This is a genomic window from Brevundimonas sp. NPDC007368, from assembly GCF_042869015.1.
GTDB lineage: Bacteria > Pseudomonadota > Alphaproteobacteria > Caulobacterales > Caulobacteraceae > Brevundimonas.
In genome coordinates, this window is sequence record NZ_JBIAFA010000005.1 from 136267 (window position 1) to 161193 (window position 24927).

Annotated in this window: 34 protein-coding genes; 21 read left to right on the top strand and 13 right to left on the bottom strand. The window is 67.9% G+C overall.

What is annotated here, in order from left to right:
- Nucleotides 1-46: 46 nt before the first annotated feature.
- Entirely contained in the window at nucleotides 47-568 is a 522-nt protein-coding gene (eco, locus tag ACFYLW_RS11985) for a serine protease inhibitor ecotin (RefSeq protein WP_390183103.1), read from the top strand.
- Between the two features lie 221 nt (nucleotides 569-789).
- Entirely contained in the window at nucleotides 790-1122 is a 333-nt protein-coding gene (locus tag ACFYLW_RS11990) for a VOC family protein (protein ID WP_390183104.1), read from the top strand.
- Nucleotides 1123-1131: 9 nt separating this feature from the next.
- Here the strand turns inward: ACFYLW_RS11990 and ACFYLW_RS11995 are convergent, their stop codons facing one another.
- From ACFYLW_RS11995 to thiE, 3 genes are all read right to left on the bottom strand, one after another.
- Nucleotides 1132-1974, bottom strand: coding sequence for a hypothetical protein (locus ACFYLW_RS11995; RefSeq protein WP_390183105.1), 843 nt, complete (start codon nucleotides 1972-1974; stop codon nucleotides 1132-1134).
- 32 nt (nucleotides 1975-2006) lie between these two features.
- The gene (locus tag ACFYLW_RS12000; protein ID WP_390183106.1) at nucleotides 2007-3611 is read right to left on the bottom strand and encodes an ATP-binding protein; all 1605 of its coding nucleotides are present in this window, start codon (nucleotides 3609-3611) and stop codon (nucleotides 2007-2009) included.
- 139 nt (nucleotides 3612-3750) lie between these two features.
- On the bottom strand, nucleotides 3751-4410 hold the full coding sequence (gene thiE / locus ACFYLW_RS12005) for a thiamine phosphate synthase (RefSeq protein ID WP_390183107.1): 660 nt from the start codon (nucleotides 4408-4410) through the stop codon (nucleotides 3751-3753).
- A 121-nt stretch (nucleotides 4411-4531) separates the two neighbouring features.
- Here thiE and ACFYLW_RS12010 point away from each other — a divergent pair, with 121 nt between their 5' ends.
- Entirely contained in the window at nucleotides 4532-4717 is a 186-nt protein-coding gene (locus tag ACFYLW_RS12010; RefSeq protein WP_105563100.1) for a bacterioferritin-associated ferredoxin, read from the top strand.
- 168 nt (nucleotides 4718-4885) lie between these two features.
- The gene (bfr, locus tag ACFYLW_RS12015) at nucleotides 4886-5386 is read left to right on the top strand and encodes a bacterioferritin (RefSeq protein WP_105563101.1); all 501 of its coding nucleotides are present in this window, start codon (nucleotides 4886-4888) and stop codon (nucleotides 5384-5386) included.
- A gap of 64 nt (nucleotides 5387-5450) precedes the next feature.
- Here bfr and ACFYLW_RS12020 read toward each other — a convergent pair whose 3' ends face one another.
- Both ACFYLW_RS12020 and ACFYLW_RS12025 read right to left on the bottom strand, forming a co-directional pair.
- The gene (locus ACFYLW_RS12020) at nucleotides 5451-6176 is read right to left on the bottom strand and encodes an ABC transporter permease (RefSeq protein WP_390183108.1); all 726 of its coding nucleotides are present in this window, start codon (nucleotides 6174-6176) and stop codon (nucleotides 5451-5453) included.
- The gene (locus tag ACFYLW_RS12025; protein ID WP_390183109.1) at nucleotides 6176-7111 is read right to left on the bottom strand and encodes an ABC transporter ATP-binding protein; all 936 of its coding nucleotides are present in this window, start codon (nucleotides 7109-7111) and stop codon (nucleotides 6176-6178) included. Before ACFYLW_RS12025 ends, ACFYLW_RS12020 begins: the two co-directional genes overlap by 1 nt.
- A gap of 86 nt (nucleotides 7112-7197) precedes the next feature.
- On the opposite strand from ACFYLW_RS12025, the gene ACFYLW_RS12030 reads away from it, so the two are divergent.
- The 6 genes from ACFYLW_RS12030 (at nucleotide 7198) to ACFYLW_RS12055 (ending at nucleotide 11415) form a co-directional block, all read left to right on the top strand.
- Nucleotides 7198-7695 carry a DUF2975 domain-containing protein gene (locus tag ACFYLW_RS12030; protein ID WP_390183110.1) on the top strand — a complete coding sequence of 166 codons (498 nt, stop codon included), beginning with the start codon at nucleotides 7198-7200 and terminating at the stop codon, nucleotides 7693-7695.
- On the top strand, nucleotides 7695-7940 hold the full coding sequence (locus ACFYLW_RS12035; protein ID WP_312065458.1) for a helix-turn-helix transcriptional regulator: 246 nt from the start codon (nucleotides 7695-7697) through the stop codon (nucleotides 7938-7940). The genes ACFYLW_RS12030 and ACFYLW_RS12035 overlap by 1 nt, the downstream gene beginning before the upstream one ends.
- A 55-nt stretch (nucleotides 7941-7995) precedes the next feature.
- Entirely contained in the window at nucleotides 7996-8547 is a 552-nt protein-coding gene (locus tag ACFYLW_RS12040; protein ID WP_390183111.1) for a TspO protein, read from the top strand.
- Nucleotides 8548-8673: 126 nt separating this feature from the next.
- Nucleotides 8674-9240, top strand: coding sequence for an elongation factor P (gene efp / locus ACFYLW_RS12045; RefSeq protein ID WP_292084287.1), 567 nt, complete (start codon nucleotides 8674-8676; stop codon nucleotides 9238-9240).
- Nucleotides 9241-9375: 135 nt separating this feature from the next.
- A complete protein-coding gene (locus ACFYLW_RS12050; RefSeq protein WP_292084289.1) occupies nucleotides 9376-10182 on the top strand; it encodes an inositol monophosphatase family protein in 807 nt (268 codons plus the stop codon).
- 198 nt (nucleotides 10183-10380) lie between these two features.
- Complete coding sequence (locus ACFYLW_RS12055) at nucleotides 10381-11415, top strand: glycerophosphodiester phosphodiesterase (RefSeq protein ID WP_390183112.1); 1035 nt, start codon at nucleotides 10381-10383, stop codon at nucleotides 11413-11415.
- A gap of 3 nt (nucleotides 11416-11418) precedes the next feature.
- Here the strand turns inward: ACFYLW_RS12055 and ACFYLW_RS12060 are convergent, their stop codons facing one another.
- A complete protein-coding gene (locus tag ACFYLW_RS12060) occupies nucleotides 11419-13272 on the bottom strand; it encodes an ABC transporter transmembrane domain-containing protein (RefSeq protein WP_390183113.1) in 1854 nt (617 codons plus the stop codon).
- A gap of 133 nt (nucleotides 13273-13405) precedes the next feature.
- On the opposite strand from ACFYLW_RS12060, the gene rpmE reads away from it, so the two are divergent.
- Nucleotides 13406-13630, top strand: a complete 225-nt coding sequence (rpmE, locus tag ACFYLW_RS12065) for a 50S ribosomal protein L31 (protein ID WP_292084293.1) — start codon at nucleotides 13406-13408, stop codon at nucleotides 13628-13630.
- 150 nt (nucleotides 13631-13780) lie between these two features.
- Entirely contained in the window at nucleotides 13781-15337 is a 1557-nt protein-coding gene (locus tag ACFYLW_RS12070) for a murein L,D-transpeptidase (RefSeq protein ID WP_390183115.1), read from the top strand.
- A 26-nt stretch (nucleotides 15338-15363) separates the two neighbouring features.
- Here the strand turns inward: ACFYLW_RS12070 and ACFYLW_RS12075 are convergent, their stop codons facing one another.
- Both ACFYLW_RS12075 and ACFYLW_RS12080 read right to left on the bottom strand, forming a co-directional pair.
- A complete protein-coding gene (locus ACFYLW_RS12075; RefSeq protein WP_390183116.1) occupies nucleotides 15364-15891 on the bottom strand; it encodes a DUF1465 family protein in 528 nt (175 codons plus the stop codon).
- 103 nt (nucleotides 15892-15994) lie between these two features.
- Nucleotides 15995-16198: a DUF1192 domain-containing protein gene (locus ACFYLW_RS12080; RefSeq protein WP_292084295.1), complete on the bottom strand. Its 204-nt coding sequence runs from the start codon at nucleotides 16196-16198 to the stop codon at nucleotides 15995-15997.
- A gap of 79 nt (nucleotides 16199-16277) precedes the next feature.
- Here ACFYLW_RS12080 and ACFYLW_RS12085 point away from each other — a divergent pair, with 79 nt between their 5' ends.
- Nucleotides 16278-17249, top strand: a complete 972-nt coding sequence (locus ACFYLW_RS12085; RefSeq protein WP_390183191.1) for an NAD(P)H-quinone oxidoreductase — start codon at nucleotides 16278-16280, stop codon at nucleotides 17247-17249.
- 46 nt (nucleotides 17250-17295) lie between these two features.
- Here the strand turns inward: ACFYLW_RS12085 and ACFYLW_RS12090 are convergent, their stop codons facing one another.
- Complete coding sequence (locus tag ACFYLW_RS12090; RefSeq protein WP_390183118.1) at nucleotides 17296-17928, bottom strand: beta/gamma crystallin-related protein; 633 nt, start codon at nucleotides 17926-17928, stop codon at nucleotides 17296-17298.
- Nucleotides 17929-18145: 217 nt separating this feature from the next.
- On the opposite strand from ACFYLW_RS12090, the gene ACFYLW_RS12095 reads away from it, so the two are divergent.
- A complete protein-coding gene (locus ACFYLW_RS12095; RefSeq protein ID WP_390183120.1) occupies nucleotides 18146-18814 on the top strand; it encodes a DUF1013 domain-containing protein in 669 nt (222 codons plus the stop codon).
- Between the two features lie 70 nt (nucleotides 18815-18884).
- On the opposite strand, the gene ACFYLW_RS12100 is transcribed toward ACFYLW_RS12095, so the two are convergent.
- A complete protein-coding gene (locus ACFYLW_RS12100) occupies nucleotides 18885-19058 on the bottom strand; it encodes a YdcH family protein (protein WP_292084299.1) in 174 nt (57 codons plus the stop codon).
- A gap of 115 nt (nucleotides 19059-19173) precedes the next feature.
- On the opposite strand from ACFYLW_RS12100, the gene ACFYLW_RS12105 reads away from it, so the two are divergent.
- The 3 genes from ACFYLW_RS12105 to ACFYLW_RS12115 are packed head-to-tail and all read left to right on the top strand — an operon-like array spanning nucleotide 19174 to nucleotide 20519.
- Nucleotides 19174-19791, top strand: a complete 618-nt coding sequence (locus ACFYLW_RS12105; RefSeq protein ID WP_292084301.1) for a UbiX family flavin prenyltransferase — start codon at nucleotides 19174-19176, stop codon at nucleotides 19789-19791.
- Entirely contained in the window at nucleotides 19788-20255 is a 468-nt protein-coding gene (locus ACFYLW_RS12110) for a TIGR02444 family protein (RefSeq protein ID WP_390183121.1), read from the top strand. The genes ACFYLW_RS12105 and ACFYLW_RS12110 overlap by 4 nt, the downstream gene beginning before the upstream one ends.
- A 39-nt stretch (nucleotides 20256-20294) precedes the next feature.
- Nucleotides 20295-20519, top strand: a complete 225-nt coding sequence (locus tag ACFYLW_RS12115) for a YdcH family protein (protein ID WP_292084303.1) — start codon at nucleotides 20295-20297, stop codon at nucleotides 20517-20519.
- Between the two features lie 12 nt (nucleotides 20520-20531).
- Here the strand turns inward: ACFYLW_RS12115 and ACFYLW_RS12120 are convergent, their stop codons facing one another.
- Nucleotides 20532-21098: a GGDEF domain-containing protein gene (locus tag ACFYLW_RS12120; RefSeq protein ID WP_292084502.1), complete on the bottom strand. Its 567-nt coding sequence runs from the start codon at nucleotides 21096-21098 to the stop codon at nucleotides 20532-20534.
- Nucleotides 21099-21233: 135 nt separating this feature from the next.
- On the opposite strand from ACFYLW_RS12120, the gene purE reads away from it, so the two are divergent.
- The 3 genes from purE (at nucleotide 21234) to ACFYLW_RS12135 (ending at nucleotide 23298) form a co-directional block, all read left to right on the top strand.
- On the top strand, nucleotides 21234-21740 hold the full coding sequence (purE, locus tag ACFYLW_RS12125; RefSeq protein ID WP_390183122.1) for a 5-(carboxyamino)imidazole ribonucleotide mutase: 507 nt from the start codon (nucleotides 21234-21236) through the stop codon (nucleotides 21738-21740).
- A gap of 1 nt (nucleotide 21741) precedes the next feature.
- The gene (locus ACFYLW_RS12130) at nucleotides 21742-22830 is read left to right on the top strand and encodes a 5-(carboxyamino)imidazole ribonucleotide synthase (RefSeq protein ID WP_390183123.1); all 1089 of its coding nucleotides are present in this window, start codon (nucleotides 21742-21744) and stop codon (nucleotides 22828-22830) included.
- A gap of 114 nt (nucleotides 22831-22944) precedes the next feature.
- Entirely contained in the window at nucleotides 22945-23298 is a 354-nt protein-coding gene (locus ACFYLW_RS12135; protein WP_390183192.1) for an endonuclease domain-containing protein, read from the top strand.
- Between the two features lie 81 nt (nucleotides 23299-23379).
- Here the strand turns inward: ACFYLW_RS12135 and ACFYLW_RS12140 are convergent, their stop codons facing one another.
- Nucleotides 23380-24051 (bottom strand): COQ9 family protein, encoded by a 672-nt coding sequence (locus tag ACFYLW_RS12140; RefSeq protein ID WP_390183124.1) that lies wholly within the window; start codon nucleotides 24049-24051, stop codon nucleotides 23380-23382.
- A gap of 189 nt (nucleotides 24052-24240) precedes the next feature.
- Here ACFYLW_RS12140 and rpsU point away from each other — a divergent pair, with 189 nt between their 5' ends.
- On the top strand, nucleotides 24241-24483 hold the full coding sequence (rpsU, locus tag ACFYLW_RS12145) for a 30S ribosomal protein S21 (RefSeq protein ID WP_105562988.1): 243 nt from the start codon (nucleotides 24241-24243) through the stop codon (nucleotides 24481-24483).
- An 87-nt stretch (nucleotides 24484-24570) separates the two neighbouring features.
- Here the strand turns inward: rpsU and ACFYLW_RS12150 are convergent, their stop codons facing one another.
- A complete protein-coding gene (locus tag ACFYLW_RS12150) occupies nucleotides 24571-24855 on the bottom strand; it encodes a hypothetical protein (protein WP_292084308.1) in 285 nt (94 codons plus the stop codon).
- Nucleotides 24856-24927 lie beyond the last annotated feature (72 nt).

Below are 24927 nucleotides of genomic sequence, written 5' to 3' on the forward strand. Positions count from 1 at the left end.
ATCCGCGTTCCACGGCCAGGCCGAGCTTGGCCGTGGAGGCCCTGCCTTGAAACTGACCCCCGCCCTTCTCGTCGGCGCCGCCCTGGCCCTGCCCCTGACTCTGGCCGCCTGCACCACCACCCAGGCGGAGAGCGCCAGGATCGACAGCACGCCCACGGCCCAGACCGGCGCGGCCGACGCCCTCAAGGCCTTCCCGGCTGCTGCCGCAGGTCAGACGCGCCACGTCATCACCCTGCCGGCCCAGACCGACGAAAGCGCGCTGAAAGTCGAACTGATCCTGGGCAAGACCCAGACGGTGGACTGCAACCGCCAGGTCTTCGGCGGCCGCCTGGAGACCCGCACGGCCGAGGGCTGGGGCTATGACTATTACGTCCTGCCCGCCCTGGGGAACGCCGCCAGCACCCTGATGGGATGCCCGCCCGGCTCGGAGCGCCAGGCCTTCGTAACGACGCAGGAACAGCCGCTGATCCGCTACAACTCGCGTCTGCCGGTCGTGGTCTACGCCCCCTCGGACGTCGAGGTGCGCTATCGCGTCTGGCGCGCGGGCGAGACCCAGACGGCGCGCTGATTCCCGCCGTTCATGGCTATCAGGCGTGGGCGTCGGTCGGTCTCGACCGGCGCCCGTGTCGTATGCGGCGTCGTCTCCGCCTCGCGCATGAGCGCGGCCAGCGAGGCGCATCCGGCGCTCAGGACGATCATGGGACGACTCCTGCATTTGCGAACCAATTGCAGGTTTGCGCAGACTCGTCAGGCGTGCAAGCGTCCGCCTCCATTTTCTGGAGAACCGCCATGCGCGAAGACGGCAAGCTGGACTATCTCGAACTGCCCGCCACCGACATGGTGGCGCACAAGGCCTTCTACGCCGCCGCCTTCGGCTGGGTGTTCCAGGATTACGGCCCTGACTATGCGGCGTTCGGCGAAGGCCTGGACGGGGGCTTCACCACCGAGGCGATGACGCCCAAGCCCCTGCCCATCCTTTACGCCCACGACCTGGAGGCCATGCTGGCCAAGGTCCAGGCGGCGGGTGGCGAAATCACCCACCCGATCTTCGCCTTCCCCGGGGGTCGCCGCTTCCACTTCCGCGACCCCTCCGGCAATGACCTGGCGGTCTGGTCCGAATAGGCTAGAGGCCTACTTGGGATCCAGCGACTGGGCGATCCGCTCGGCGGCGTCGCGATCGGCGCCCTCGAGGCTCATCAGCCAGACATGGATCTCGTTCGGCGCCGTCGGCTGCTGGAACAGGTGCTCCATGGCGATGCGGCGTGTCCCGTCCGGCACGACGACCGACACACGGCCCGCCGCCGTCACCTGCTCGCCGTCATAGATCGGAAACTGCGACGATGACCCGGTGTAGATCATGGCGAAGGTCTTGCCGGCCCTGCGCACCGAATAGACGTGGGAATCCGGCGCGCCGCGGCCCTCAAACAATTGGAAGCCGCTCGGCAGGTCGATCCTGAACGGCAGGGCGGCGACTGCCGCCGCGCTCAACGCGCGGGGAGCCGGCGCCGCGGGCGCACCAGGAGCCGGGGCGGCGCCCGGCGGCGACACGCGCGCGGGGACGACCGGCGTCGCTGCGTCAGACGCGCGGGCGGGCGCGACGGTCGTCGGGGCGGGGGCGGGGCGTGGCACCGGAGCCGGAGCCGGAGCCGGAGCCGATGCGGCTCTGGCCGGCGCGGCGATCGTCGGCGCTGTCGTGGCGGACGAGGATCGCGGAGCCGGCGTTGTTCCGACGGACGCCGGGGCCGCCTGCACAGGCCTCGGCGCAGGGGCGGGCGCCGGCCGACCAGGTGCAGTCGCGGTCGGCGCGGCGGAAGGCGCGGGTGCCGGAGCCAGAGCCGGAGACGGCGCGGGCCGCGCCGCGGCCGGCGGCGCGCCGTTCAGCAGCCGGGTCAGTTCCTCGGCTGTCTGGGATTGAGCATGGGCCGCAAAGGGGGCGGCGATCGACAGGACGGCGACGAGAGACACGGTTTTCATGCCGCGACCTTGGCCCTCGCCCTAGCCGACGGTCAAGCCGCCGCCAGTTCGACCCAGAAGGTCGCGCCCTCGCCCGGCGCCGACACGACGCCGATCTCGCCGCCCTGCAGTTCGGTCAGCCGCTTGGCCAGGGCCAGGCCGATGCCATGACCTTCGATGGCCGAGCGTTCCAGTCCCAGACGGTTGAAGGGTTCGAACAACTGGGCCTGCTTTTCGAGCGACAGCCCCGGGCCGAAGTCGATCACCTCGATGCGCACCCGATGGTCGGCCCAGGCCGTCTTCAGCAGCACCCGGCCGCCGGACGCGCCATACTTGACCGCATTGCCGGCCAGATTTCCGATCACCTGGGCCAGACGCTGCGAGTCCGCCTGGGCGATCAGGGCGTCGCCCTCGACCAGGACTTCGATCGAAAGGCCCTTGGCCTCCGGCTTCAGGATCAGAGCGCGTCGGACGTCCTCCAACAGGCCCGCCACGTCGGTCGGCCGCAGCTCGACCTTCACGGCCCCGGATTCGGCGCGCGCCACGTCCAGCAGATCATGCGCCAGGGTCTCGACCTGACGGGCGGTCTTGACCAGCATCTGCGCCATCTCGACCTGGTCCGACGAGGTCGCGCCGAGCTGGCCGCCGGCCCAGAGCTCGCCTATGCCGATGATGCCGCCGACCGGGCTCTTGATCTCATGGGCGACGTTGGCCAGCAGCCGCGACTTGGCCGCCGAGGCGCGCTCCGCGCGCTCACGCCCGGCGCGGGCCCGCTCGGCCAGACGGTCGCGTTCCTCCAACAGGGCGGCGACCATCAGGATCGGCATATAGCCCAGCAGCACCAGAAGCTGCGCCAGCAAGGCCCGGTTCTCGGCCGGAAACGAATGATAGGGGCCATGGCCCGCCATAGTCCCGCCGATGGCCATGACCGTCACCAGCACCAGGGCGGCCGCGATGCCGGACACGCGGAACCTAACCGCCATCATCAACAGCAGCGGCATCAACAAGAAGCCGTAGGGCAGGCTCAGATGGGAAAAGATCGCATAGCAGGCCGAGCCGATCAGCCCCAGCAAAGTCGCACCTTCGACCAGACGCCCCGGCTGGCGAACGATCAGAAGATGACGCCGCTGAAGGGCCAATCCGAATGCGCCGATGACGGCGAAACCGAGCGCATGGCCGCACCACCAGATGCGCAATCCATCCAGCATGTCGGCGCCGACCATGGCGTCCAGCGCCAGTGCGCTCAGAACGGCGGAAGGCAGGGGCGCGACGGCGCAAATGGCCAGGAACCGGGCCAGCCCCTCCACGGAGTTCACGCTCAAGCCGGGCACGAAACGTCGAGCGAGAACCACCGCCAGAACAATCTCCAGCAGATTCATCGCCATGAACATGATGGACAGGGCCGGACCGTTGCCGACCAGGAACTCGCCTGCCAGCACGCCCGTCACCACCAGGACGCCGAACCCAAGGTCATAGGTCAGACCCCGGCCGCCCCGCAGCCAGACCGCCATCGCCAGGCCGCCTGCGCCCCAGAGGGCCGCGACCAGGCCGTTGGTCCGGGCGAAACTGATGGCCAACACGACCAGAATGGTCACGCCGACCGCCGTCAGGATCGGCGCCAGAGGCTGTCGGAAGAAGGCGGCATTGGGCGGGGACATGACGGCGCCGACGTCCGCGGATACGGCGTCGAGAACGGGTTCAGCCCTGTCGAGCGCTCGGCTCATCGTCATGATCGGGTCCGGAAGAGTACGCGACTAACGCCCCATACTGGCCGAGCTTCCTAAACATCCTCTGAAGTCAGAAGGCTGTCGCCAGAACCGCATTGAACGCTCGAACCGCCGCGGCCGGCCCTTGCGGGTGAGCCCAGACACCCGCGCTAACGGCGACGAAATCGGCCCCGGCGGCGGCGACCTGGGCCGCATTGTCGACCGTGATCCCGCCGATGGCGACGCAGGGCGTCTCCATGGTTTCCTGCCAGATGGTCAGCTCGATCAGTTCGGGCCGATGCGTGGTGGCCTTGGTGTCCGTCGGGAAGAAGGCGCCGAAGGCCACATAGTCCGCGCCCGCTTCAGCCGCCTCCATCGCCAGGTGGCGGCTGTCGTGACAGGTGGCGCCGATCATGGCGTCCGGCCCCATGATGCGCCGCGCCTCGGCCACCGGCGCGTCTTCCTGACCGACGTGAACACCGTCGCAGCCGGTCGCCTTGGCCAGATCAGGCCGATCGTTGAGGATCACCGCCACATCGTGCGCCCGGGCGATCGGCGCCAGCCGCGCCGCGGCGGCCGTGATCTGATCATTCGAGGCGTCCTTGAGCCGGATCTGCAGGGCCGCGACCGGCCCCGCCGACAAGGCCTGATCCAGCAGGCCTGCGAAGGCCTCCAGATCGGCGATGGCCGGCGGCGTGATCAGATACAGCTGACAGGGCGGGCGGGGCGGTGTTGCGGGTTGACGAGCCATGCCCTGCCCTGCCGGTCCCCGCGCCGGGCGTCAATGTCGCAACCCCATGCGAACGATTTGCACTCGCCTTAATAAATGCTATAGCGAGCCATTCTCAGTAACTGTTTCGGGGCTTGTCGCCTTGTACGTCTGCAACTGTAACGGCCTTCGCCAGCGTGACGTCGCCCAGGCCATCGAGGCTGGCGCGACCCGTCCCAAGGATATTTTCGCGTCCAATCAATGCGCTCCGCAATGCGCCAAGTGCGTCTGCGAAATGCGCCAGATGATCCAGGACACCCAGGCGGCCTTCGCCCTGGCGGCGGAATAGAACCCCGCTCCTGAAAGTCGATTTCACTCGCATTATCAATGCAGTGATAAGAACTCGCAAATGATCCACGGCCATCAAGCCGTGCTATGAAAGTCGTCACGGGCGGTCTGAGAACCGCGACGTCATGACGACGTCGTCCAGCGCCGCCGCATCAAGAGGACGACGACCATGAAGGGCGATCCGGCGATCATCCGCACCCTCAACGCGGTGCTGACCAACGAGCTGACGGCGGTCAACCAATACTTCCTGCACGCCCGCATGTTCGAAAGCTGGGGCCTCAGCCATCTCGGCAACGTCATCTACGAAGAATCGATCGGCGAGATGAAGCACGCCGACATGCTGATCAAGCGCATCCTCTTCCTCGACGGCCTGCCCAACCTGCAGGACCTCCACAAGCTGAAGGTCGGCGAGGATCCGATCGAATGCCTGGGCGCCGACCTGAAGCTGGAGATCGACAGCCGCGCCACCACGCGCGACGCCGTGACCCAGTGCGAGGAAGCCCGCGACTACGTCAGCCGCGACCTGCTGATGAAGATCCTGGCCGACACGGAAGAGCACGTCGACTTCCTGGAAAACCAGCACAAGCTGATCGAACTGCTGGGCGCCCAGAACTACCTTCAGTCCGCCATGAGCGAGATCAAGACCGACGGCGCCGCCACCGGCAACTGACCGCCCAAGCCGCGGTCGGAACATTAGAGGGGCGGCCGTTCGTCGGCCGCCCCTTTTGCTTGGGCTACAGCACCTCGCGGCGAGCCAGATGGATCACGGCCAGGATCAGGACGATCAGGCCCAGCCCCCCGCCCAGCGCCAGCGCCGTCTGCATCCGCCAAGCCTCGCCGGCCAGGATATTGACCGGCATCTGCCAAGGCATGAAGACGCCCTGCTTGGCTGACGTCGCGACGACGGCGAAGAAGGTGCCGCCGATGCCCACGATCAGGGCCGGCACGAAGCTGGCGAACCGCATGGCGACCCAGAACTGGATGGCGATCATCAAGGTGCCCGCCACCGCCATCAGCCCCAGCATTCTGGCGTAGTTCGCCAACTCGAAGGCTCCCGTCGGCGCCACGGCAGGTTTGATCTGCGCCGCCAGCGACACCGAGGCCGCCGTCAGCGCCAGCACGCCCGCGCTCATCAGCAGCACGAGGCCGATCACGCAGACCGCCTTGGCCGCGTACAGGCTCCAGCGCGGGGTCGGCAGGGCGCGCAGGTGGTCCCAGGACTTCGGCCCATGCTCCATGTGCGCGACCAGGGCGGTCAGGGCCGTCACGCTCATCGGCATCATGAAGTAGGCCCAGATGGCCGAGCCGCTCATCATCCACATCTCCCATGGCGCGGACGCCTTGGCGCGCAGGGCCATGAAGAAGCCGAACACGGCGATCAGGCTGGGCGCGGCGACAGCCAGCAGCAGGGCTAGCGAACGGTTCAGCTTGCGAACCTCGACAGACAGAACGGACAGCATCACGCGGCCTCCGGCAGGGGGTGGGCGTTTTCGGTGACCTGGCGATAGAGGGCCTCCAGCGAATGGGGGCGCGCGCCGATGGCGAAGACGGCGACGCCCTGCTCGACGAGGCTCCGGTTCAGGCGCGCCGTCACGGCGTCGTGGTCCTGGCCCGCGCGCAATCGCGCCGTCAGGCCCTCGGCGACCTCCGTCACGTCCAGATCGTGCCGGGCCAGCAACGCCGCCGCCCGAATGCGGTCGTCCACGCGCAGATGGATTTCCGGCGCCTCGGCCGCCTTCAGCGCCGCCAGTTCGCCCTCCAGAACCAACCGCCCCTGATGGATCACGCCCACATGGGTGGCGATCTGCTCGATCTCGCCCAGCAGGTGGCTGGAAAGCAGCACCGTCGCTCCGGTCCGGGCGGGCAGGTCACGCAGAAAGCGGCGCATCTCAGCGATGCCGTCGGGGTCCAGGCCGTTGGTCGGCTCGTCCAGCACCAGAACCGGCGGCGCGCCCAGCATGGCCCGCGCCAGACCCAGCCTCTGCCGCATCCCCAGGGAATAGCCTGCGACCCGCCGCCCCGCATCGGCGCGCATCTCGACCACGCCCAGCACCCGGTCGATCTCCGAGGTCGGCAGGCCCATCAAACGGCGGCTGAGATCCAGGTTCTCGCGCCCGGTCAGGTTGCCGTAGAAGCCGTGCGCCTCCAGCAAGGCCCCAACCTTGCGCGCCGCGCCGATGCGGTCGCGCGCCACGTCGACGCCGCCGATCCGCGCCGTCCCGGCCGTCGGCCGGATCAGACCCAGCAGCATCTTCAGCGTCGTCGTCTTGCCCGCGCCGTTACGCCCCAGGAAGCCATAGACCGCCTGATCCGACACCGTCATCGACACCCCGTCCACCGCCGTTCGCGCGCCGAAGCGCCGCGACAGCCCCTCCGCCTCCACCATTCCGGCCATCGCCGCCTCCATTTAACTTTTAGATAAAGTTGCGAAGGCGCAATCTTTAAGTCAAGATTAAAAAAAACGTCAGAATCGAAACTCGCATGACCCGAGACCTCGACCGCTTTCGCCGCCTGTGCGGCCAGTACCGCTGGCTGGCGGTCTTCATGGTGGCCAGCGTGGGGCTGCTGTTGGTCGCGGCCAACCTGATCGCTCCGATCGTCCTGTGGGCGCGCGCTCCCACCCTGGTCAGCGGACGCGCCGTCGCCGCCTCGGTGATCTGGATCACCCCGGCGCTCTGCTACCTGTTCGGCGTCTGGTCGATCGGCGGCGGCATGGGGCAACTGGCCAAGGGACGACTGATACAGCCGACCCTGGCCGCGACCCTGCGTCGGGTCGGCCTGGCCCTCGGCTTCGGCGGCGTGATCAGCGTCTTCGTCGTCACCAACCTGCTGCGCCTGATCGGCTCCACCCAGGGCGGCTATCTGCATTTCGACGTGGCCGGCATGACGCTGGGCATGATCGGCGGCGCCCTTTTCCTGCTGGGCCGCGTCGTGGATCAGGCGGGGGCCGTTCAGGCCGAACTGGACGAGATGATCTGATGGCGGTTCGCGTGACCCTCGACGCCCTGATCGTCGCCAAGGGCATCAAGGCCCGCGATTTGGCCGCTCAGGTCGGGCTCAGCGAGACCCAGTTGTCCCTGTTTCGCTCCGGCAAGGTGAAGGGCATCCGCTTTCGCACCCTCGCCCGGCTATGCGCCGCCCTGGGCTGCCGCCCCGGCGACCTGCTGGACTACGATTTGGACCCGGCCGATATGGAGCCGCCCGGCGGCGACGAGGCGGACTGACGGAACCGCCTTGAGGGCGCGCGACTTGATTTCCTGACCCTTTGCAGGAGCCGCCATGTCCATCGAAAACGCCCTCGACACCGCCCGCGATCAGGCCTCCGGCCTTCTCAACGCCGAGGGGCGCAGCTGGACTCATGTCGGGCTGGGCCTGGCCCTGACCGCCGGTTTCGCCCTGGCGGCCACGACCGCGGCCTCAAAGCTGATCCGCCCCCAGCCGCGCCGAGCGCTGCAGCCGCTGGGCGGCGACGCCCCGATCACCGAACGACCGCGCGGCCCGATCAGCCTGATCCTGCCGGCCATGTTCTCGGCCACCACCCTGTCGGCCGTGCGTGTCTGGAATGCCCCGGCCCGACCCGAACGCCGCAGCGCCATGGCCCTCTGGCTCGCCGCCCAGACGGTCAGCGCCGTCTGGCTGGCCGTGCGTCCGACACGCCTGACGACCCAGGTCCTGGCGGCCATGTCCTCGGCCGGTCTGGCCGCCGCCTTCGCCCACGAGGCGCGCAAACTGGACCCCGGCGCCGGCAAGCTGGCCTCGCCCACCGGCATAGGCGTGCGTCTAGCCAATCGCGCCGAGGCCCGGCTTCGCGACGGGTCGACCGTTCACTGATCCGCAGACCGGCGATCAGCGCCCCCATTGCCCTTTTTCCACTGTTCCTCTACGGCTCGCCGCGATTTCGCGCGCCCGCCTGTGAAGCGGCCGGGCCGCCCCCAGCCCTCAGATCCAGCGGTTTCTATGAAAATCAACGGCAACACCATCAAGCCCGGCATGGTCCTGCAGCACAACGGCGGCCTCTGGGTCGTCACCAAGGCCAGCCACGTCAAGCCCGGCAAGGGCGGCGCCTTCGCCAACGTCGAGGCCAAGAACCTCGAGACCGGCAACAAGCTGAACGAACGCTTCCGTTCGGAAGACAAGGTCGAGCGCGTCACGCTGGAACAGAAGGACTTCTCCTACCTGTTCGACAACGGCGACAGCCTCGTCTTCATGGACGACGCCACCTACGAGCAGATCGAACTGCAAAAGGACTGGGTCGGCGACGAACGCATCCCCTATCTGCAAGAGGGCATGAAGGTCGTCATCGAGATGCATGAAGACCGTCCGATCGGCCTGGAGCTGCCGGAACAGGTCACCTTGGAAGTCGCCGAGACCGAGCCGACCGTGAAGGGCCAGACCGCCTCGTCCTCCTACAAGCCCGCCATCGCCAACAACGGCGTGCGCATCATGATCCCGCCCTACATGTCGGCCGGCGAGCGCATCATCGTCGACACCACGACCGGCGAATACGTCCGCCGCGCGGACTAACAAAGACCGTCTTTCCCGGCCAAGGTCGGGCGCTTAAGACATATCTACAGGGGCGCGGATGGTCCGCGCCCCTTTTGCTTCTCCGTCTCTCCGGGCCGACAGGGCCTTCAAGGACAGCCGGACCAGGAGAACCCCATGGCCCTCGCCTCTGCTCTCGTTCAGGTCATCATCGGCGCCGTGCGCAAGACCGCGCGCCCCATGCTTCGCGATTTCGGCGAAGTCGCCCAACTTCAGGTTTCGCGCAAAGGGCCCGGCGATTTCGTCACGGCCGCCGACCTGAAGGCCGAGGACACCCTCTTTGAACTGCTGATGAAGGCCCGCCCCGGCTACGGCTTCCTCGGCGAGGAACGCGGCCTGATCGAAGGCACCGACAAGTCGCACACCTGGATCGTCGACCCGATCGACGGCACCACCAACTTCATGCACGCCATGCCCCACTTCGCCATCACGGTGGGCCTGGAGCGCAAGCACCCCGACGGCTCGTCCGAGATCGTCGCCGGCGTCACCTACAACCCGGTGATGAACGAGCTGTTCTGGGCCGAAAAGGGCAAGGGCTGCTACCTGAACGACCAGCGCATCCGCGTCTCGGGCCGCCGCGACCTGTCGGAAAGCCTGATCTCGACCGGCCTGCCCTTCATCGGCAAGTCGGGCCACGCCCAGTCGATCAAGGACATCCACGCCGTCGGCCAACGCGTCGCCGGCATCCGTCGCCTGGGCGCCGCCTCGCTGGACTTCGCCTGGGTCGCCGCGGGCCGCTACGACGCCTTCTTCGAGCGTAACCTGCAACCGTGGGACGTGGCGGCGGGCATCCTGTTCGTCACCGAAGCCGGCGGCCTGGTCACCACCATCGACATCGACGGCGACCCGAAGAACGGCAAGCAGATCGTCGCCGCCAACCCGGAACTACAGCCGCAACTGCGCAAGATTCTGCAAGCGGCTTAAGGAAAAATCTCCCTCCCCTTCATGGGGAGGGTGGCCGAGCCGTCAGGCGAGGTCGGGTGGGGGCGGCGCGGTCATTGACCCGCCGCCTTTTGCTTGCCTGGCCCTCCCCACCCGCTCGCCGCTTCGCGACGACCACCCTCCCCATGAAGGGGAGGGAGAAATCACACGCGCGTCACGTCACGCCCCTACCCTCAAGGCATGATCCGCCTCATCCTGACCGCCGCCCTTCTCCTCAGCGGAACCCCGGCCATGTCTGCGCCCGCCCCTCAAGTCATCGCCCATCGCGGCGCTTCCGGCGAACGGCCCGAGCACACGGCCTCAGCCTATCGCCTGGCCATCCAACAGGGTGCAGATGTCACCGAACCCGATCTGGTCATGACCCGCGACGGCCATTTCATGGTCCGTCATGAGAACGAGATCGAGGGCACGACCGACGTGGCCGATCGGCCAGAGTTCGCCGCCCGCCGCACGACCAAGGTCATCGACGGCGTCCAGACCACTGGCTGGTTCACCGAAGACTTCACCCTGGCGGAACTGAAAACCCTGCGCGCCCGCGAGCGCCTGCCCCTGCTGCGCCCCGCCAACACCGCCTGGGACGGTCAGGAGCTCCTCCTGACCTTTGACGAGGTCGTGGCCCTCGCCCGCGAGGAGACCGCCCGCACCGGCCGCATCATCGGCGTCGCGCCGGAACTGAAACACCCGTCCTATTTCGCCAGCATCAACCTGCCGATGGAGGACGCCTTCGTCGCCGCCCTGCAGCGCCACGGCCTGAGCGGGGCCGAGGCTCCCATCCTGATCCAGTGCTTCGAGGTCGGCCCGCTGCAAAGGCTCGAGGCCCGCATCGACGCGCCCCTGTTGCAACTGATGAGCGTCTCCGGCGGCCCCGCCGACCGTCCCGACCTGACCTACGCCGCCATGAGCACGCCTGACGGCCTGCGCGCCGTCGCCGCCTATGCCGACGCCGTCGGGGTCGAGACCGGCATGATCCTGCCGCGCGACGCCACAGGCCGCAGCCTGCCCGCCGCGCCTCTGGTCGCCGACGCCCACGCCGCGGGGCTCAAGGTCGTGGTCTGGACCTTCCGCGCCGAGAACGTCTTCCTGCCGCTGGAACGCCGCCGCGGCGACGCCCCCGCCGACCATGGCGACCTGAGCGGCTATCTGAAGGCCTTCTACGCCCTCGGCGTCGACGCCGTGTTCAGCGATTTTCCAGGCGCGGCGGTCGCTGCGCGCTAGAGCTTACGTCCCCTGGAACTGCAGCTGCGCCAGACGCGCATAGAGGCCGCCGCGCGCCGTCAGTTCCGCGTGGGTGCCTTCTTCGACCACCTTGCCGCCGTCCATGACGACGATGCGGTCGGCGCGCAGGACCGTGGCCAGACGGTGGGCGATGACCAGGGTGGTGCGCGCCTCCATGGCCTGATCCAACGCCGCCTGCACCAGACGCTCGTTCTCGGCGTCCAGAGCGCTGGTGGCCTCGTCCAGCAGCAGGATCGGGGCTTCACGCACAAGCGCCCGCGCGATGGCCAGACGTTGCCGCTGACCGCCCGACAGGCTCTTGCCGCGCTCGCCCAGCGGAGTGTCGAAGGCCTGGGGCAGAGCCTCGATGAAGCCCAGGGCCTGGGCCTCGTCGGCCACGGCGCGAGCCTCGGCCAGGGTCGCGTCCTCGCGGCCGAAGCGGATGTTCTCCAGCGCCGAACCCGAGAACAGGGGCGCCTCCTGCGACACCCAGGCAAAGCGCTCTCGCACCGCAACCGGATCGGCGGCGCGCACATCCACGCCGTCCGCCGAGACCAGACCCGACTGCGGATCATAGAAGCGCAGCAGCAGGCGGAAGACGGTGGACTTGCCCGCGCCAGACGGCCCGACCAGGGCCACGGTCTCGCCCGGACGCACGGTCAGGCTGAAGCCCTTCAGCGCCGGCAGGTCGGGGCGGCCCGGATAGGCGAAGTCCACCGCCGACATCGACACCTCGCCCAACGGCGGCTGCGGCAGGGCCACGGGGTTGGCCGGCGGGGCGATGGCGGGCACGGCGCGCATCAGCTCGTCGATCCGCTCCATGGCCCCGGCGGCCTTCTGCACGTCGCCCCAGCTTTCGCCGAGCGCGCCCACGGCGGCGGCCGAGAAGACCGACAGGAGGACGAACTGCAGCAGGGCGCCCGGCGTCATGTTTCCGGCGAGCACGTCCTGCGCCCCCAGCCACAGCACCAGAGTCACGCCGCCAAACATGACGACGATGATCATGGCGGTCATGACGGCACGCGCCCGCATACGGATCAGGGAGACGCCGAACGCCTCCTCCACCGCCGCGCCAAAGCGGGCGATGGCGCTCTTTTCACGACCGAAGGCTTGCACCGTCTCGATGGCGTCCACGCTCTCGCCGGCGAACCCGACCGCCCCCGCGAAGGTGTCCTGGGACTTGACCGTCAGCTTGCGCACCTGACGTCCGAAGATGAACAGCGGCACGATCAGCACCGGCACGATCAGCAGCACCAGACCGGTCAGCTTGGGGCTGACGAAGAACAGAAGAATCACCCCGCCGATCAACGTCAGGAAGTTTCGCAGGGCGTAGCTGACGGATGTGGTCAGCAGGGTGTCGACCAACTGGATGTCGGTGGTCAGGCGCGACAGCACTTCACCGGTACGCATATGGGCGAAAAAGACCGGGTCCAGCGTCAGGATGCGCTTGAACAAACCGGTGCGCAGATCGGCGATGATCCGCTCGCCGGTCTTGGTGACGTAGAAATAGCGCAGGGCCGTCGCCAGCCCCAGAATCAGGGCGTTCGCGCCCAGAATCAGGAACCAGGTATTGATGTCCCGGCCGCCGTTCTCGAAGCCGTTGTCGATGGCCCCGCGCGCCGTCGCCGTCAGCGCCAGGGAAGCCACGGTCGAGCCGATCAGCCACAGACCCGCGATCGCCGCGTTCAGCCGATGCCGCATCATGAAGGGCAGCAACTGGGCCAGGGGCCTGATGTTGCGGGTCTTGGCGCGCTTGCCGCCCGCCTCCTCCATCTGCTCGGCCAGCAAGGCTCCGGCGCCGGGACGTCCCCGGGCGGCGGCGTCAGGCGAAGCGGAAGGCGAGGAAACTTGGGTCATGCCAGCGCTCTTGCCCCGGAACGCCCCCCGGTGTAAACGCCGCCGCTCATTCCCGCCGTTTAGCCTCGGCGGGTTTCTCTATTTACGCGCACTGACGGTCGGCATCGTCGAAGCGCAGAGACGGATCAGACCCATGAAAGCGGACACGCACCCCGACTACCACTTCATCACGGTTGTGAAGCCGGATGGCAGCACCTTCCAGACCCGTTCGACCTACGGCAAGGAAGGCGCGACGCTGGCCCTCGACATCGATCCGTCGACCCACCCCGCCTGGACCGGCGGCAACGCCCAGATGCTCGACCGCGGCGGCCGCGTTTCGCGCTTCAACAACAAGTTCGGCGGCTTCATCAAGAAGTAAGCCTTACGGCCTGCGACATAGTCGCCACAGAAGCGCCGGTCCGATGGGCCGGCGCTTTTTGTTTGACCGGAACGTCGATAACATGGGGGCGTTCGATCCTTCGGGGCGCAGGCGACGGGTCTGGCGCCGGACCGGACTAAGAGCGTTAGAATGAATCGACGGGAATTGGGCTTTGGCGTCGCGACGACGACCCTGACCCTTGGCGCGACCACCTCCGCACTGGCGCAGAGCCGACCGGTCGATCCCCAGGTCTTCATCGCCGGCTTCGACGCCCAGGCCGCCCGCCTGCCCGAGGCTGTTCAGGCCGACGTGCGTGCGATCTATCAGCTGACCGGCGGCAAGCCGATCTGGACCGCCGACCGCCTGAGGATCCTGCGCGAAGTCGCCGCCGGCGCCGAGCGCCACGCCCTGCCCGCCGGAGACTTCTTCGACTTCGTCGGTCTGGCCGCCGATCCCGCCTCGACCGAAATTCGCACCACCGCCGCCGCCGTGACATACGCCCGGGTTCTGGCCGAGGGCCGCGTCCGTCCCGAGACGGTCGAAGACCTGTGGGAGATGCAGAAGAACAGCGTCGACATCCCGACTGGCCTGACCCAGGCGGTCAGCGCCAATCGTCTGGCCCAGTGGTTTGACAACCTGGCCCCGACCGACATCGGCTACACCAACCTGTCGGCCGGCTACGCTCGCTATCGCCGCATCACGCGCGCCGGCGGCTGGCCCGCGTTCCGCCAGGGCGGCACGATCGAGCCGGGCGCCAGCGACAACCGGATTCCGGCCTTGATCGCCCGTCTGGTGGCCGAGGGCGACCTCAGCGCCGCCGCCGGCGAACGCCTGAAAGGCAATCTGGCCTACGGGACCGAACTGCAGCAGGCGGTCCGCAGCTTCCAGACCCGCCACGGCCTCGGCGCGGACGGCCGCATCGGCCCCGGCACCCAGCGCTCGCTCGGCGCCACGGCCGAGGACCGCGCCCGCCAGATCGCATTGAACCTTGAGCGCCGCCGTTGGCTGAAGCGCGAACTGAATCCCGAGCGGATCGAAGTCAACACCGCCGCGGCCATCATGGTCTACTGGAAGGACGGCAAGCCGGTTCACTCCAACCGCGTCGTGGTCGGCTCGACCGAAAACCAGACGCCCAGTCTCGAGAAGCCCTTCGCCTCGGTCGTGGCCAATCCGCCGTGGACCGTGCCCATGGGCATCGCCCGCCGCGAGATCCTGCCCAAGGGCCCCGGCTATCTGGCCGCCCACGACATGTACATCAACGCCGACGGCTGGGTGGTGCAGCGCGCCGGCCCGCAGTCGTCGCTGGGCTATGTGAAGTTCGAACTGCGCGACAGCTACGCCATCTTCCTGCACGACACCCCGTCCAAGGGCGCCTTCAACCTGTCGGTGCGTCAGCGCAGCCACGGCTGCGTGCGGGTGCAGAACGCAGTCGAGTTCGCCCGCCTGCTGCTGCAGCCCGACCCGACCAAGCTGGCCGACTTCGACGCGGCCCAGGACAGCCGCGAGACCAAACGCGTGACGACCGGCCGCGAGATCGCCGTGCGCCTGCTCTACTGGACTGCCTTCGTTGACGGACAGGGCCGCGTCGCCTTCCGCGAGGACGTCTATCGCCGGGACGAAAAACTGGCCCAGGCCCTGGGCATTGCGGTCAACCTGCCGCGTGTCATCGCCGACGGCCCCAGCGACGCCAACGACGTCGGCCCCTAGGCCTCGCTTGTCCGGGGATCGGGGGCCTAGCCCCCGAAAGCCGCCTGCAGGCGATCCAGCTGGCTCTGCACCGGATTGACCGGCTGCTCCTCGTCGCCGCCCAGATACATCCGCTGGTCCAGATGCAGGACGCGGTCGTACAGCTTCTCGGCGCGCACGGCGTATTCGATCAGAGCGATAGGCAGTTCGCGATGGCTGGGCTCGCTCTCGACCTTGCGATCGGCCAGACGATAGCGCGGCTCGCAGGCGGCGGCGGCGGTCATGTCCTCCTCGCGCACCGCCCGCTGGACCAGCAGCCAGGACGCGATCTGCATCAGCCGCGTGGTCAGCTTCATGCTTTCGCCCGCATAGGCCAGGGCGGCGGCGCGCGACAGCAGCCGCGAATCCTGACGCCCGTCGCCGTCCAGATAGGCGGCGGTCTCCTCGACCAGTTCCATGCCCTCACGGAAGGTCCGATCGAACAGCTCCGACCGCGCGAAATCCAGCACCTCAGCGCTGCGCGAACGCAATCCGACCATGTCAGCGTCGATGGCGGTCAACTCGATCCTACCCATGAAACGTCACGCGCGTCCGTCAAACTCGCGGGTCAGAACGACTCCGCACGGACTGGAACTGCAAACGTCATGCCACGGATTACGAAAGCGCGGGAGAGGCTGATCAGCGGAAATTGAACAGGGCGTCAGCGGCGCTGCGCTTGGAGGACTTGCCGTCGATGGCGGCTTTCGAACGCGCGATCTCGGCCTCCAGCGCGGCGATCCGCTCGTGCAGATCGTCGACGGCGTATAGGTCCAGGTCTTCCCGTCCCAGGGCCTTCAGCGCCTCGCCGGCTCGGGGCCGCGGCTCCAGATCTTCGAACGACATCATCGCCTCCGTGGCCAGCGACCGCACGAACCCGTATGAAAACGCCCCAATGACTAGGATTGCAAGCGGCGGAGGCATCATGCGGGTCATCGAGATCGAAGGCGGAAAGGGCCCCGCCGAGGCCCTGCGTCTGGCCGAACGCCCCTTGCCGGAGCCCGCTCCCGGCGAGATTCGCATTCACGTGCGCGCCGCGGGCGTCAATCGGCCTGATATTGTTCAACGCAACGGCCTCTACCCGGCGCCGCCCGGCGCCTCGGACATTCTGGGCCTCGAAGTCGCGGGCGAGGTCGATGCAGTCGGCGACGGCGTGTCCCGCTGGCGCGTCGGCGACCGGGTCTGCGCCCTGCTGGGTGGCGGCGGTTACGCTGACTGCGCCGTGGTCGACGCCCGCCACGTCCTGCCTGTTCCCGACGGCCTGGACTTCATCCAGGCGGCCGCCCTGCCCGAAACCGCCTTCACCGTCTTCGCCAACGTCTTCGAGGGCGGGGGGCTGAAGGCCGGCGCGACCCTGCTGATCCACGGCGCCACCAGCGGCATCGGCGTCATGGCCATCCAGATGGCCAAGGCGGCGGGCGCGCGCGTCATCGCCACCTCGCGCGGCGCCGCCAAGGCCGAGGCGGCCCGCGCCCTGGGCGCCGACGTCAGCCTGGACGCCACGAACGGCGACCTGCTGGACGCCATCAAGGCGGCAGGCGGCGCCGATGTCGTGCTGGACATGGTCGGCGCGGACTACGCAGAGCTGAATCTGAATGCGCTCAGGCCCGGCGGCCGTTGGGTGGTCATCGCCACCCTGACCGGCGCCCTGGCCCAGATCGACCTGATGCGGGTCATGCTGAAACGGATCGTCCTGACCGGATCGACGCTGCGCAGCCGCCCCGCAGACGAAAAGGCCCGCTTGGCCGCCGCCGTCGAGCAAACCGTCTGGCCATGGGTCGCCTCGGGTCAGGTCAGCGCCCAGGTCGCCGCGACCTTCCCGCTGGCGGAGGCCGCCGCCGCCCATCAGCGACTGGAGGCCGGCGACCATGTCGGCAAGATCGTTCTGACCGTCTGACAGTCCAAGAAAAAACGGGAGGCCGAAGCCTCCCGTTTCATCGTCCTTACCAGTTGCCGCCGCGACGGGCCGGCCGAAGCGATGAAATCCGGTCGTTCAGGCCAGAGCGCCCCAGATCGCGCACGTCGCTGCTGATGATCTGGCAGCGGCCGCGATAGTTGGCGTCCTCGCAGACTTCCCAGCTGCCGCGGCTCAGACGCATCGAGCTGATGGCGTCGTTCAGGCCGCTGTTGCGCAGGTTCGGGATCTCCTCGCGGAAGGTCATCGACTGGCCGCGATAATTGGCGTCGCGATAGACGGTGATGGAGGTGTTGCCCCAACCGCCGCCGTTGCCGCCGCCCGGGCCGCCCGGCCAGCCGCCGTTGCCGCCGCCGGGCCGACCATTGTCCTCATAGTCGCCTCGGTGATTGTAGCAGACCAACAGGCCGTTATCGTTGCCGATGTCGCTGCTGGAGCAGCGGGCCAGCTCGATAGAGGTCTCGCGCATCCGGCCGCGCGTGTCGCGACAATCGGCATAGAGGCGCCCCTGATTGACGTAGGAGCCCGTGCACGACTGGGTGTAGCTGCCGCGCGGGGCGCCGCGCGTCTGCGCCTGAGCCTCGGCCGGACCGGACGGCACGGTGACGGCGCCGCCGAAGGCCATGACTGCGCCGGCGGCGATAATCGCGAACTGTCTCATGAGAGCTGTCCTTCCCTGAAATCCCTCGGCGCACCAACGCGCCACAAGCGAGACTGTTCAACACCCTCCATGAACCTTTGCTGTACGGGCAGTTCGGACAGCGTTTTCTTTTGCCGAAAATGGGCCTATACAGAAGGCCTCAGCGCCCGGCCGAAAGGTCGGGCGCCGTCGATTCAAACGCTCGATTTTCGGGCCGCAAAGCCGGGACGCACGCCCCATGACCGACATCCTGATGCCCAAGGCCACCGCGGTCTGGCTGGTGGACAACACCTCGCTCTCCTTCGAGCAGATCGCGGACTTCTGCGGTCTGCACCCGCTGGAAGTGCGCGGCATTGCCGACGGCGACGTGGCCCGCGACATCCGCGGCGCCGACCCCATCGTCAACGGCCAGCTGACGCGCGAGGAGCTGGAAAAGGCCCAGGCCAACCCCGACTACCGCATGAAGGCTGTGGTCAGCCGCCACGCCGAACTGTTGAAGCCGTCCAAAACCGGTCCGAAATACACGCCCGTGTCGCGTCGTCAGGACCGTCCCGACGCCATCGCCTGGTTCGTGCGCAACCACCCGGAAGTGACCGACGCCCAGATCGCCAAGCTGCTGGGCACCACCAAGTCGACCATCGAGACCGTGCGCAACCGCACTCACTGGAACTCGGCCAACATCAAGCCGGTCGACCCTGTGACCCTGGGCCTGGTCGGCCAGCTGCAACTGGACGAAATCGTCAAGAAGGCCGCCGACAAGAAGGCCAAGGACGACGCCAAGTCCGGCGGAGGCGTGCTGCAAGCCATCGAAGCAGAGCCGGACGAGCCCGAGTTCGTCCCCGAGGAGCGCGTGCGCCCCGGCGCCGAGCCGACCGCAGAATCGGTCTTCGGCCGCAACGACGACTGATCGTTCCGACCTGAAATGGAAACGGCCCCGAAGAGCGATCTTCGGGGCCGTTCTCTTTTCATGGGGAGGCCTAGTGGGTCCTGGCCTCCAGACTAGTGATCTCTTCCTTCAACCTGAGCTTTCGCTGCTTGAGTTCCCTGAGGTGTGTCGGGTCCGCGGTGGGCCGGCGCGTCTCCTGCTGAATGGTCTCATCCAGCGTCCTGTGCCGATTTCCCAGTTCGCGAATACGAGCCTCGATGGTCATGGCTTGCGCCTCCATGTCTAAGGGACCACTACACTGAGCGCCCGGAACGACGGCCTGTGGAATCACATTGCGGTGACCCCTCGTCGCTCCGAACACGGAGACTGTGGAAGTCAAAATGGCCGATGATGTGAACTCGACCATACGGAACCCGAAGCCTTCGCGGTTGGTCGTTGGAATCTCTGGCGCTTCCGGCGTCATCCATGGCGCGCGGGTGCTGGACGCCCTGCGTGAACTGGGCGTGGAGAGCCATCTGGTGGTTACGAAGGCCGCCTTGCTCACATTGTCGCAGGAGACGGATCTGAGCCCCGACGACCTGATGTCGAAGGCGGACGTGACCTACAAGCTGGCCGACGTCGGCGCCGCCATCGCCTCGGGCTCCTTCCGCACCATGGGCATGATCGTCGCGCCCTGTTCGGTGCGGACCATGAGCGAAATCGCCACCGGCGTGACCTCGACCCTGCTGACCCGCGCCGCCGACGTCGTGTTGAAGGAGCGCCGCCCGCTGGTCCTGATGGTGCGTGAGACGCCGCTGCATCTGGGCCACCTGCGCACCATGACGGCGCTGACCGAGATGGGCGCGACCATCGCTCCGCCCTTGCCCGCCTTCTACGCCAAACCCGCCAGCATCGCCGAGATGGTCGATCAATCGGTCGGAAGGGCGCTGGACCTGTTCGGTCTGGACTGGGCCTCGGTGCGACGCTGGGAAGGGCTCAACGCCGGAACCCAGGCATGAGCGACCTCTGGACATGGGCCGTCGCGGCCTATGACGCCCCCGGCGTGGCCGAGGTCTGCCTGAGTCTGCAGGACCACAACGAGCAGAACGTGCCGCTGATGCTCTGGGCCGCCTGGGTCGCCGTCACCGGCCGCCGCCCGGACGAGGAGATGATCGAGGCCGCCTGCGACGCCGCCCGCGCCTATGACACCGTCGTCGTCGCCCCGCTGCGCGCCGTGCGGCGGACGCTGAAGGCGCCCATCCCCGACGTCGACAATGAGCACCGCGAGGCCCTGCGCCAACAGGTCAAGGCGTTGGAGCTGGACGCCGAACGCCGCCTGATGCTGGAGCTTGAAGCCTTGGCGCCCGCCCCGTCGGGCGCCCCACGCCGCGCCCTCGACGGCCTGGCCGAGACCGCGAAACTGTGGGCCCGAGTCGTGCCGCGTCCCGCGTTGACGACTCTGGCGGATCGCCTTCCCGCCTGACCGCCGGTCAGTTATAAGAGGGGGCTTCCGGGGCGAGCCATGAACGACGACCAACCTTTCCTGTCCGACGAGGACCAGCAGCTTCGCGATCAGCTGAAGGCGCTTCTGCAGGAGCATGCCGACCTCGACGCCTCGATCGAGGCGCTCGGCCACATGCCGATCCCCGATCAGCTGCGGATCGCTCGCCTCAAACGCAAGAAGCTGGCCCTGCGCGACGAGATCGTGAAGATCGAAGACCGCATCCTGCCCGACATCATCGCCTAGGCCCGCAAAGGCTCAGCGGGCCTTCTTCCGCAACCACATGGCGGCGTCGGCTTCCGACAGCCAGGCCTCAGGATCGGTCTGCCCCGCATAGGCGCGGACGCCGAATGAACCGCCCAGAGCGACGGTCGCGCCTTCCCAGACGAAGCCTTCGGTTTCCAGCGCGCTCGCCAGACGCTTCGCCTTTTCGCGCCCCTCGTCCGCGCCCGCGTTCATCAGCAGCAGGGCGAACTCGTCGCCGCCCAGACGCCCGACCGCATCAGACTCGCGCACATTGGCCAGCAGCAGGTCCGCCACGGCCATCAGGGCGGCGTCGCCCGCCGCGTGACCCAGGCCATCGTTGACGCCCTTGAACCCGTCCATGTCGAGATAGAGGAGCGCCGCCTCGACCTCATGGCGGCGGCAATAGGCCATGCTGCGGTTCAGCACCGTCATGAAGCCGCGCCGGTTGAGCGCCCGTGTCAGAACGTCGTGGTCCGCCAAGGCTTCGGCCGTCTCGGCGCGAACGGTCAGGGCGGCGACTTCGGCGCGCAGCCGTTCGATCTCGGCGTGCAGATCAATGCCTGCAGTCGGTTCGGCCACGTCGGTCAAGTCAAGCTCCGGTATCGCGAATCGCAGGCGACTCAGGCCCTCGCGACGATGATGATTCTAACGACCTTGGTTGCGGGCGCAACGCGCGTGCTGTAACGGGCCGCTTTCCGTGTGGGGAGCCTTCGCATGACCGCCTCGACGCCGCCCGTTTCGACTCCAGAAATCGCCATCATCATGGGCAGCCGGTCCGACTGGCCGACGATGAAGCTGGCCGCCGAACGCCTGGATCAGCTGGGCGTCGCCTGGGAAGCCAAGGTCGTCAGCGCCCACCGCACGCCGCAGCGCCTCTATGACTTCGCCACCAATGCAAAAGCGATGGGCCACAAGGTCATCATCGCCGGCGCCGGCGGCGCGGCCCACCTGCCCGGCATGGCCGCCTCGATGACCGACCTGCCCGTCCTGGGCGTGCCGGTCCAGTCCAAGGCCCTGAAGGGCATGGACAGCCTGCTTTCCATCGTCCAGATGCCCGGCGGCGTGCCGGTCGCCACCCTGGCCATCGGCGAGGCGGGCGCCGCCAACGCCGGCATCCTGGCGGCGCAGATCCTGGCCCTGTCTGACCCGGCCCTGGCCGATCGCCTCAGCGCCTTCCGCGCCGCCCAGACCGATTCCGTCGCCGAAACCGTCGAGGACTGACTTGCCCCAACTGCCCCTGAGCCCCGGATCGACCCTCGGCATTCTCGGCGGGGGCCAGTTGGGCCGGATGCTGAGCCAGGCCGCCTCGCGCCTCGGGTTCGACGTGGTGATCCTCGACCCGCAGCCCGACTGTCCGGCCGCCCGCGTCTCGCGCGCCCAGATCACCGCCCCCTATGACGACCCTGACGCGCTTCAGGCGCTGGGCCGGCTGTGCGACGTCGTCACCTTCGAGTTCGAGAACGTCCCGGCCTCGTCGGTCGAGACCCTGGCCGAGGCCGGCGCCCTGGTCGCGCCCGGACCGACGGCTCTGGCCGTGGCTCAGGACCGGGTGGACGAGAAGACCTATCTGAACGCCGTCGGCGCCGTGACCGCCGACTTCGCCGCCGTCTCGACTCTGGACGACCTCGTCAAGGCCATCGACAGGCTGGGCCTGCCTGCCGTGCTGAAAACCCGGCGCGAGGGCTATGACGGCAAGGGCCAGGTCTGGATCCGCGACGCCGCCGACGCCGAGGCCGCCTTTGACGCCATCGGCCGCCGTCCCGCCGTGCTGGAAGCCGCCGCCGTCTTCAACCGCGAACTGTCGGTCATCGCCGCGCGCGGCCACGACGGCGCGATCGCCGTCTATCCCCTGGGCGGGAACATCCACGCCAATGGCGTGCTGAAGACCACCCTGGCCCCCGCCGCCGTCGACGCCAAGACGCAGGCGCGCGCCGTCGAGATCGCCTCGGCGGTCCTCGACGGCCTCGACTACGTCGGGGTCATGGGCATCGAGTTGTTCGACATGGGCGCCGATTCTGAAGGAAAGCCCGTCCTGCTGGTGAACGAGGTCGCCCCGCGCGTCCACAATACCGGTCACTGGACCCAGGACGGCTGCGTCTGCGACCAGTTCGAGCAGCACGTCCGCGCCATCGTCGGCTGGCCCCTGGGCCCCACCGAGGCCCATGCTCGCATCGAGATGACCAACCTGCTGGGCGACGAGGTCGATCAATGGCGCGCCCTGGCCGCCGAACCGAACGCTCGCCTGCACCTCTACGGCAAGCACGAGGCCCGCGCCGGTCGCAAGATGGCGCACGTGAACAGGATTCTCTGACCCTCTCCCGATGGGAGAGGGCTTGAGCGCACGAGCGCGTCAGCGATCGTCCTTGCGCGAAAGGGTGAGGGTTCGCGACTTGCCATGCCTGCGCGACGCTCGCACACTTCTTTCATGACGCCCCCGCGAACCGACCGCGCACGCAAGTTGCGCCAATCCTCCGGCCGTGCCGAGGAGCGCGTCTGGTCGGTTCTGCGTGGCGGTCGGATCGACGGCCACAAGTTTCGCCGTCAGCATCCCATCGGAACTTACTTCGTCGACTTCGCCTGCGACCGTCTACGCCTGATCATCGAGATCGACGGCGGTGTGCATCAGCTAGACGAGGTCATGGCGCGTGACCGCCAGCGACAACAGGCGCTTGAGACGTTCGGCTGGACAGTGATCCGAATGACCAATGATAAGATTTTCAGTGCGCCGGAGGTATTGATCGAGGCCGTCATGCAGCACGCCCGGCGTCTTCAAGGCTGACCGTCGCCCCTCACCCTTTCGCGCAAGAGCGGCGACTTCGCCGCCGCGCGCTCAAGCCCTCTCCCATCGGGAGAGGGAGGCTCAAGCTTCCTTCGCCCCATACCTCAGCCGCCCCAGGGCGTCCGTGACGGCCTTGATCGGGGCGTCGAAGTCCTTGCCGGCCTTCCACTTCTCGAAGGCCATGACGTTTTCGATGCGGCGAGCGACGAAGGCTTCGGCGGCCTCGCGTCCCTCGAACCAGCGCATAGTCAGGGCGGGGATCAGGATGCCGCCCAGAATAGCGCGCTTGGAATAGTGGTTCTGGTCCGTCGCCGTGTCCCCGGCCCACCGCCACAGATGATCGGCGCTTTCCCAGGCCAGCTTGAAGCCCAGGTCCACATTGGTCGGGAGGGTCAGAAAACCGGCGCAGCGCTTCGCCGCCTCGATGTCGTGCGCCCCTGCCTCCATTCGCGCCGAGACGGCGGCCGCGATTCGCTCGCGAATCTTCATCGTGGCGGCGGGCGTGGCCTCCAGCGCCTCAAGCGCTCGCGAATCGTGGCGACGCGACAGCAGGACCGCCAGGTCGCGCGCGCCGTTCGGCAGCAGCAGATCTTCGTCGCCGAGCGACAACCCGTTCGCCTCGCAAGCCGCGCGGACCAGGCGGCTGTTCCAGCCCAAGGCGGGCGCGCGCTCTATAGCGGCGTCCAGCACGGCCTGCTCCATACGGGAGGCCCAGTCGGTTTTGGGTGCGGCGGCGTCAGCGGTCTCGGTCATATCCCCAGAATAGTCCTGTCCTCGGGGCTTTTCGACCCATCACGATTGCCTGTGTCGATCTGGACAGGCCCCCGCTCGTCGTGTATCAGCGCGCCTTCATCCGAGAGCCCTGCCTTTCGGGAGAGTTTTTATTTTGTCTGCCCGTCTCCCTTCGAAAGGACGCGGCGGGCGGCCAAAGGAGAGATAACCCTGGTTCAGATTTTCGTTCGCGACAACAATGTCGATCAGGCGCTGAAAGCCCTGAAGAAGAAGATGCAACGTGAAGGCAGCTTCCGTGAAATGAAGCGCCACGTGCACTTCGAGAAGCCCTCGGAAAAGCGCGCTCGCCAAAAGGCTGAAGCCGTTCGCCGCGCTCGCAAGCTGGCCCGCAAGCGCGCCCAGCGCGAAGGCCTGCTGCCGGCTCCGAAGCCCCGCACGCCGGGCGGCCGTTAATACGGCCCCAGCCCCAGGCTGAAAGATCAAGGCCCGCCCCAGGAAACCGGAGCGGGCCTTTTCTTTGTCTTGGTGTCCGCTGAGGCCCTAGAAAACGCCCACGGCGGCATCAGCCCAGATCAGCAGCACAGCGAAGACCAGGGCGCCGCCGATCGCCAGCCGCCAGGCCAGCTTTTTCGTGCGCCAAGCCGCCAGTTCGAAGACCAGGCCCGCTCCGACCAAAAGGGCTCCCGCGAAGGCGAAGTCTGCGGCGTCCCACGCCACCTCACGGGTGAACTGCATGGCGATCAGCGGCAGGAGCAGCAGGGCCGCGATCAGGCCCCACATCGCCAGGCGCCACTGGCCGCCCGTTCTGAATATCGTCGTCGCCATGATCCGCCTCGATGATTGAGCCTCTGCCCGGGTGAACGGACGACGACGCGCTCGGTTTCGCGCCGTCGTCTC

What these genes read in the sequence shown, in the direction of transcription:
- ACFYLW_RS12095 (WP_390183120.1), top strand. Translation starts at nt 18,146, where the DNA reads ATGACCGACATCCTGATGCCCAAGGCCACCGCGGTCTGGCTGGTGGAC.
- thiE (WP_390183107.1), bottom strand. Translation starts at nt 4,410, where the DNA reads ATGGCTCGTCAACCCGCAACACCGCCCCGCCCGCCCTGTCAGCTGTAT.
- ACFYLW_RS12085 (WP_390183191.1), top strand. Translation starts at nt 16,278, where the DNA reads ATGCGGGTCATCGAGATCGAAGGCGGAAAGGGCCCCGCCGAGGCCCTG.
- ACFYLW_RS12110 (WP_390183121.1), top strand. Translation starts at nt 19,788, where the DNA reads ATGAGCGACCTCTGGACATGGGCCGTCGCGGCCTATGACGCCCCCGGC.
- ACFYLW_RS12050 (WP_292084289.1), top strand. Translation starts at nt 9,376, where the DNA reads ATGGCCCTCGCCTCTGCTCTCGTTCAGGTCATCATCGGCGCCGTGCGC.
- ACFYLW_RS11995 (WP_390183105.1), bottom strand. Translation starts at nt 1,974, where the DNA reads ATGAAAACCGTGTCTCTCGTCGCCGTCCTGTCGATCGCCGCCCCCTTT.
- bfr (WP_105563101.1), top strand. Translation starts at nt 4,886, where the DNA reads ATGAAGGGCGATCCGGCGATCATCCGCACCCTCAACGCGGTGCTGACC.
- rpmE (WP_292084293.1), top strand. Translation starts at nt 13,406, where the DNA reads ATGAAAGCGGACACGCACCCCGACTACCACTTCATCACGGTTGTGAAG.
- ACFYLW_RS12075 (WP_390183116.1), bottom strand. Translation starts at nt 15,891, where the DNA reads ATGGGTAGGATCGAGTTGACCGCCATCGACGCTGACATGGTCGGATTG.
- purE (WP_390183122.1), top strand. Translation starts at nt 21,234, where the DNA reads ATGACCGCCTCGACGCCGCCCGTTTCGACTCCAGAAATCGCCATCATC.
- ACFYLW_RS12080 (WP_292084295.1), bottom strand. Translation starts at nt 16,198, where the DNA reads ATGTCGTTCGAAGATCTGGAGCCGCGGCCCCGAGCCGGCGAGGCGCTG.
- ACFYLW_RS12140 (WP_390183124.1), bottom strand. Translation starts at nt 24,051, where the DNA reads ATGACCGAGACCGCTGACGCCGCCGCACCCAAAACCGACTGGGCCTCC.
- ACFYLW_RS12150 (WP_292084308.1), bottom strand. Translation starts at nt 24,855, where the DNA reads ATGGCGACGACGATATTCAGAACGGGCGGCCAGTGGCGCCTGGCGATG.
- ACFYLW_RS12115 (WP_292084303.1), top strand. Translation starts at nt 20,295, where the DNA reads ATGAACGACGACCAACCTTTCCTGTCCGACGAGGACCAGCAGCTTCGC.
- ACFYLW_RS12040 (WP_390183111.1), top strand. Translation starts at nt 7,996, where the DNA reads ATGTCCATCGAAAACGCCCTCGACACCGCCCGCGATCAGGCCTCCGGC.
- ACFYLW_RS12030 (WP_390183110.1), top strand. Translation starts at nt 7,198, where the DNA reads ATGACCCGAGACCTCGACCGCTTTCGCCGCCTGTGCGGCCAGTACCGC.
- ACFYLW_RS12135 (WP_390183192.1), top strand. Translation starts at nt 22,945, where the DNA reads ATGACGCCCCCGCGAACCGACCGCGCACGCAAGTTGCGCCAATCCTCC.
- ACFYLW_RS12090 (WP_390183118.1), bottom strand. Translation starts at nt 17,928, where the DNA reads ATGAGACAGTTCGCGATTATCGCCGCCGGCGCAGTCATGGCCTTCGGC.
- ACFYLW_RS12105 (WP_292084301.1), top strand. Translation starts at nt 19,174, where the DNA reads ATGGCCGATGATGTGAACTCGACCATACGGAACCCGAAGCCTTCGCGG.
- efp (WP_292084287.1), top strand. Translation starts at nt 8,674, where the DNA reads ATGAAAATCAACGGCAACACCATCAAGCCCGGCATGGTCCTGCAGCAC.
- ACFYLW_RS12060 (WP_390183113.1), bottom strand. Translation starts at nt 13,272, where the DNA reads ATGACCCAAGTTTCCTCGCCTTCCGCTTCGCCTGACGCCGCCGCCCGG.
- ACFYLW_RS12055 (WP_390183112.1), top strand. Translation starts at nt 10,381, where the DNA reads ATGATCCGCCTCATCCTGACCGCCGCCCTTCTCCTCAGCGGAACCCCG.
- ACFYLW_RS11990 (WP_390183104.1), top strand. Translation starts at nt 790, where the DNA reads ATGCGCGAAGACGGCAAGCTGGACTATCTCGAACTGCCCGCCACCGAC.
- ACFYLW_RS12070 (WP_390183115.1), top strand. Translation starts at nt 13,781, where the DNA reads ATGAATCGACGGGAATTGGGCTTTGGCGTCGCGACGACGACCCTGACC.
- ACFYLW_RS12000 (WP_390183106.1), bottom strand. Translation starts at nt 3,611, where the DNA reads ATGTCCCCGCCCAATGCCGCCTTCTTCCGACAGCCTCTGGCGCCGATC.
- ACFYLW_RS12020 (WP_390183108.1), bottom strand. Translation starts at nt 6,176, where the DNA reads ATGCTGTCCGTTCTGTCTGTCGAGGTTCGCAAGCTGAACCGTTCGCTA.
- ACFYLW_RS12035 (WP_312065458.1), top strand. Translation starts at nt 7,695, where the DNA reads ATGGCGGTTCGCGTGACCCTCGACGCCCTGATCGTCGCCAAGGGCATC.
- ACFYLW_RS12100 (WP_292084299.1), bottom strand. Translation starts at nt 19,058, where the DNA reads ATGACCATCGAGGCTCGTATTCGCGAACTGGGAAATCGGCACAGGACG.
- ACFYLW_RS12025 (WP_390183109.1), bottom strand. Translation starts at nt 7,111, where the DNA reads ATGGCCGGAATGGTGGAGGCGGAGGGGCTGTCGCGGCGCTTCGGCGCG.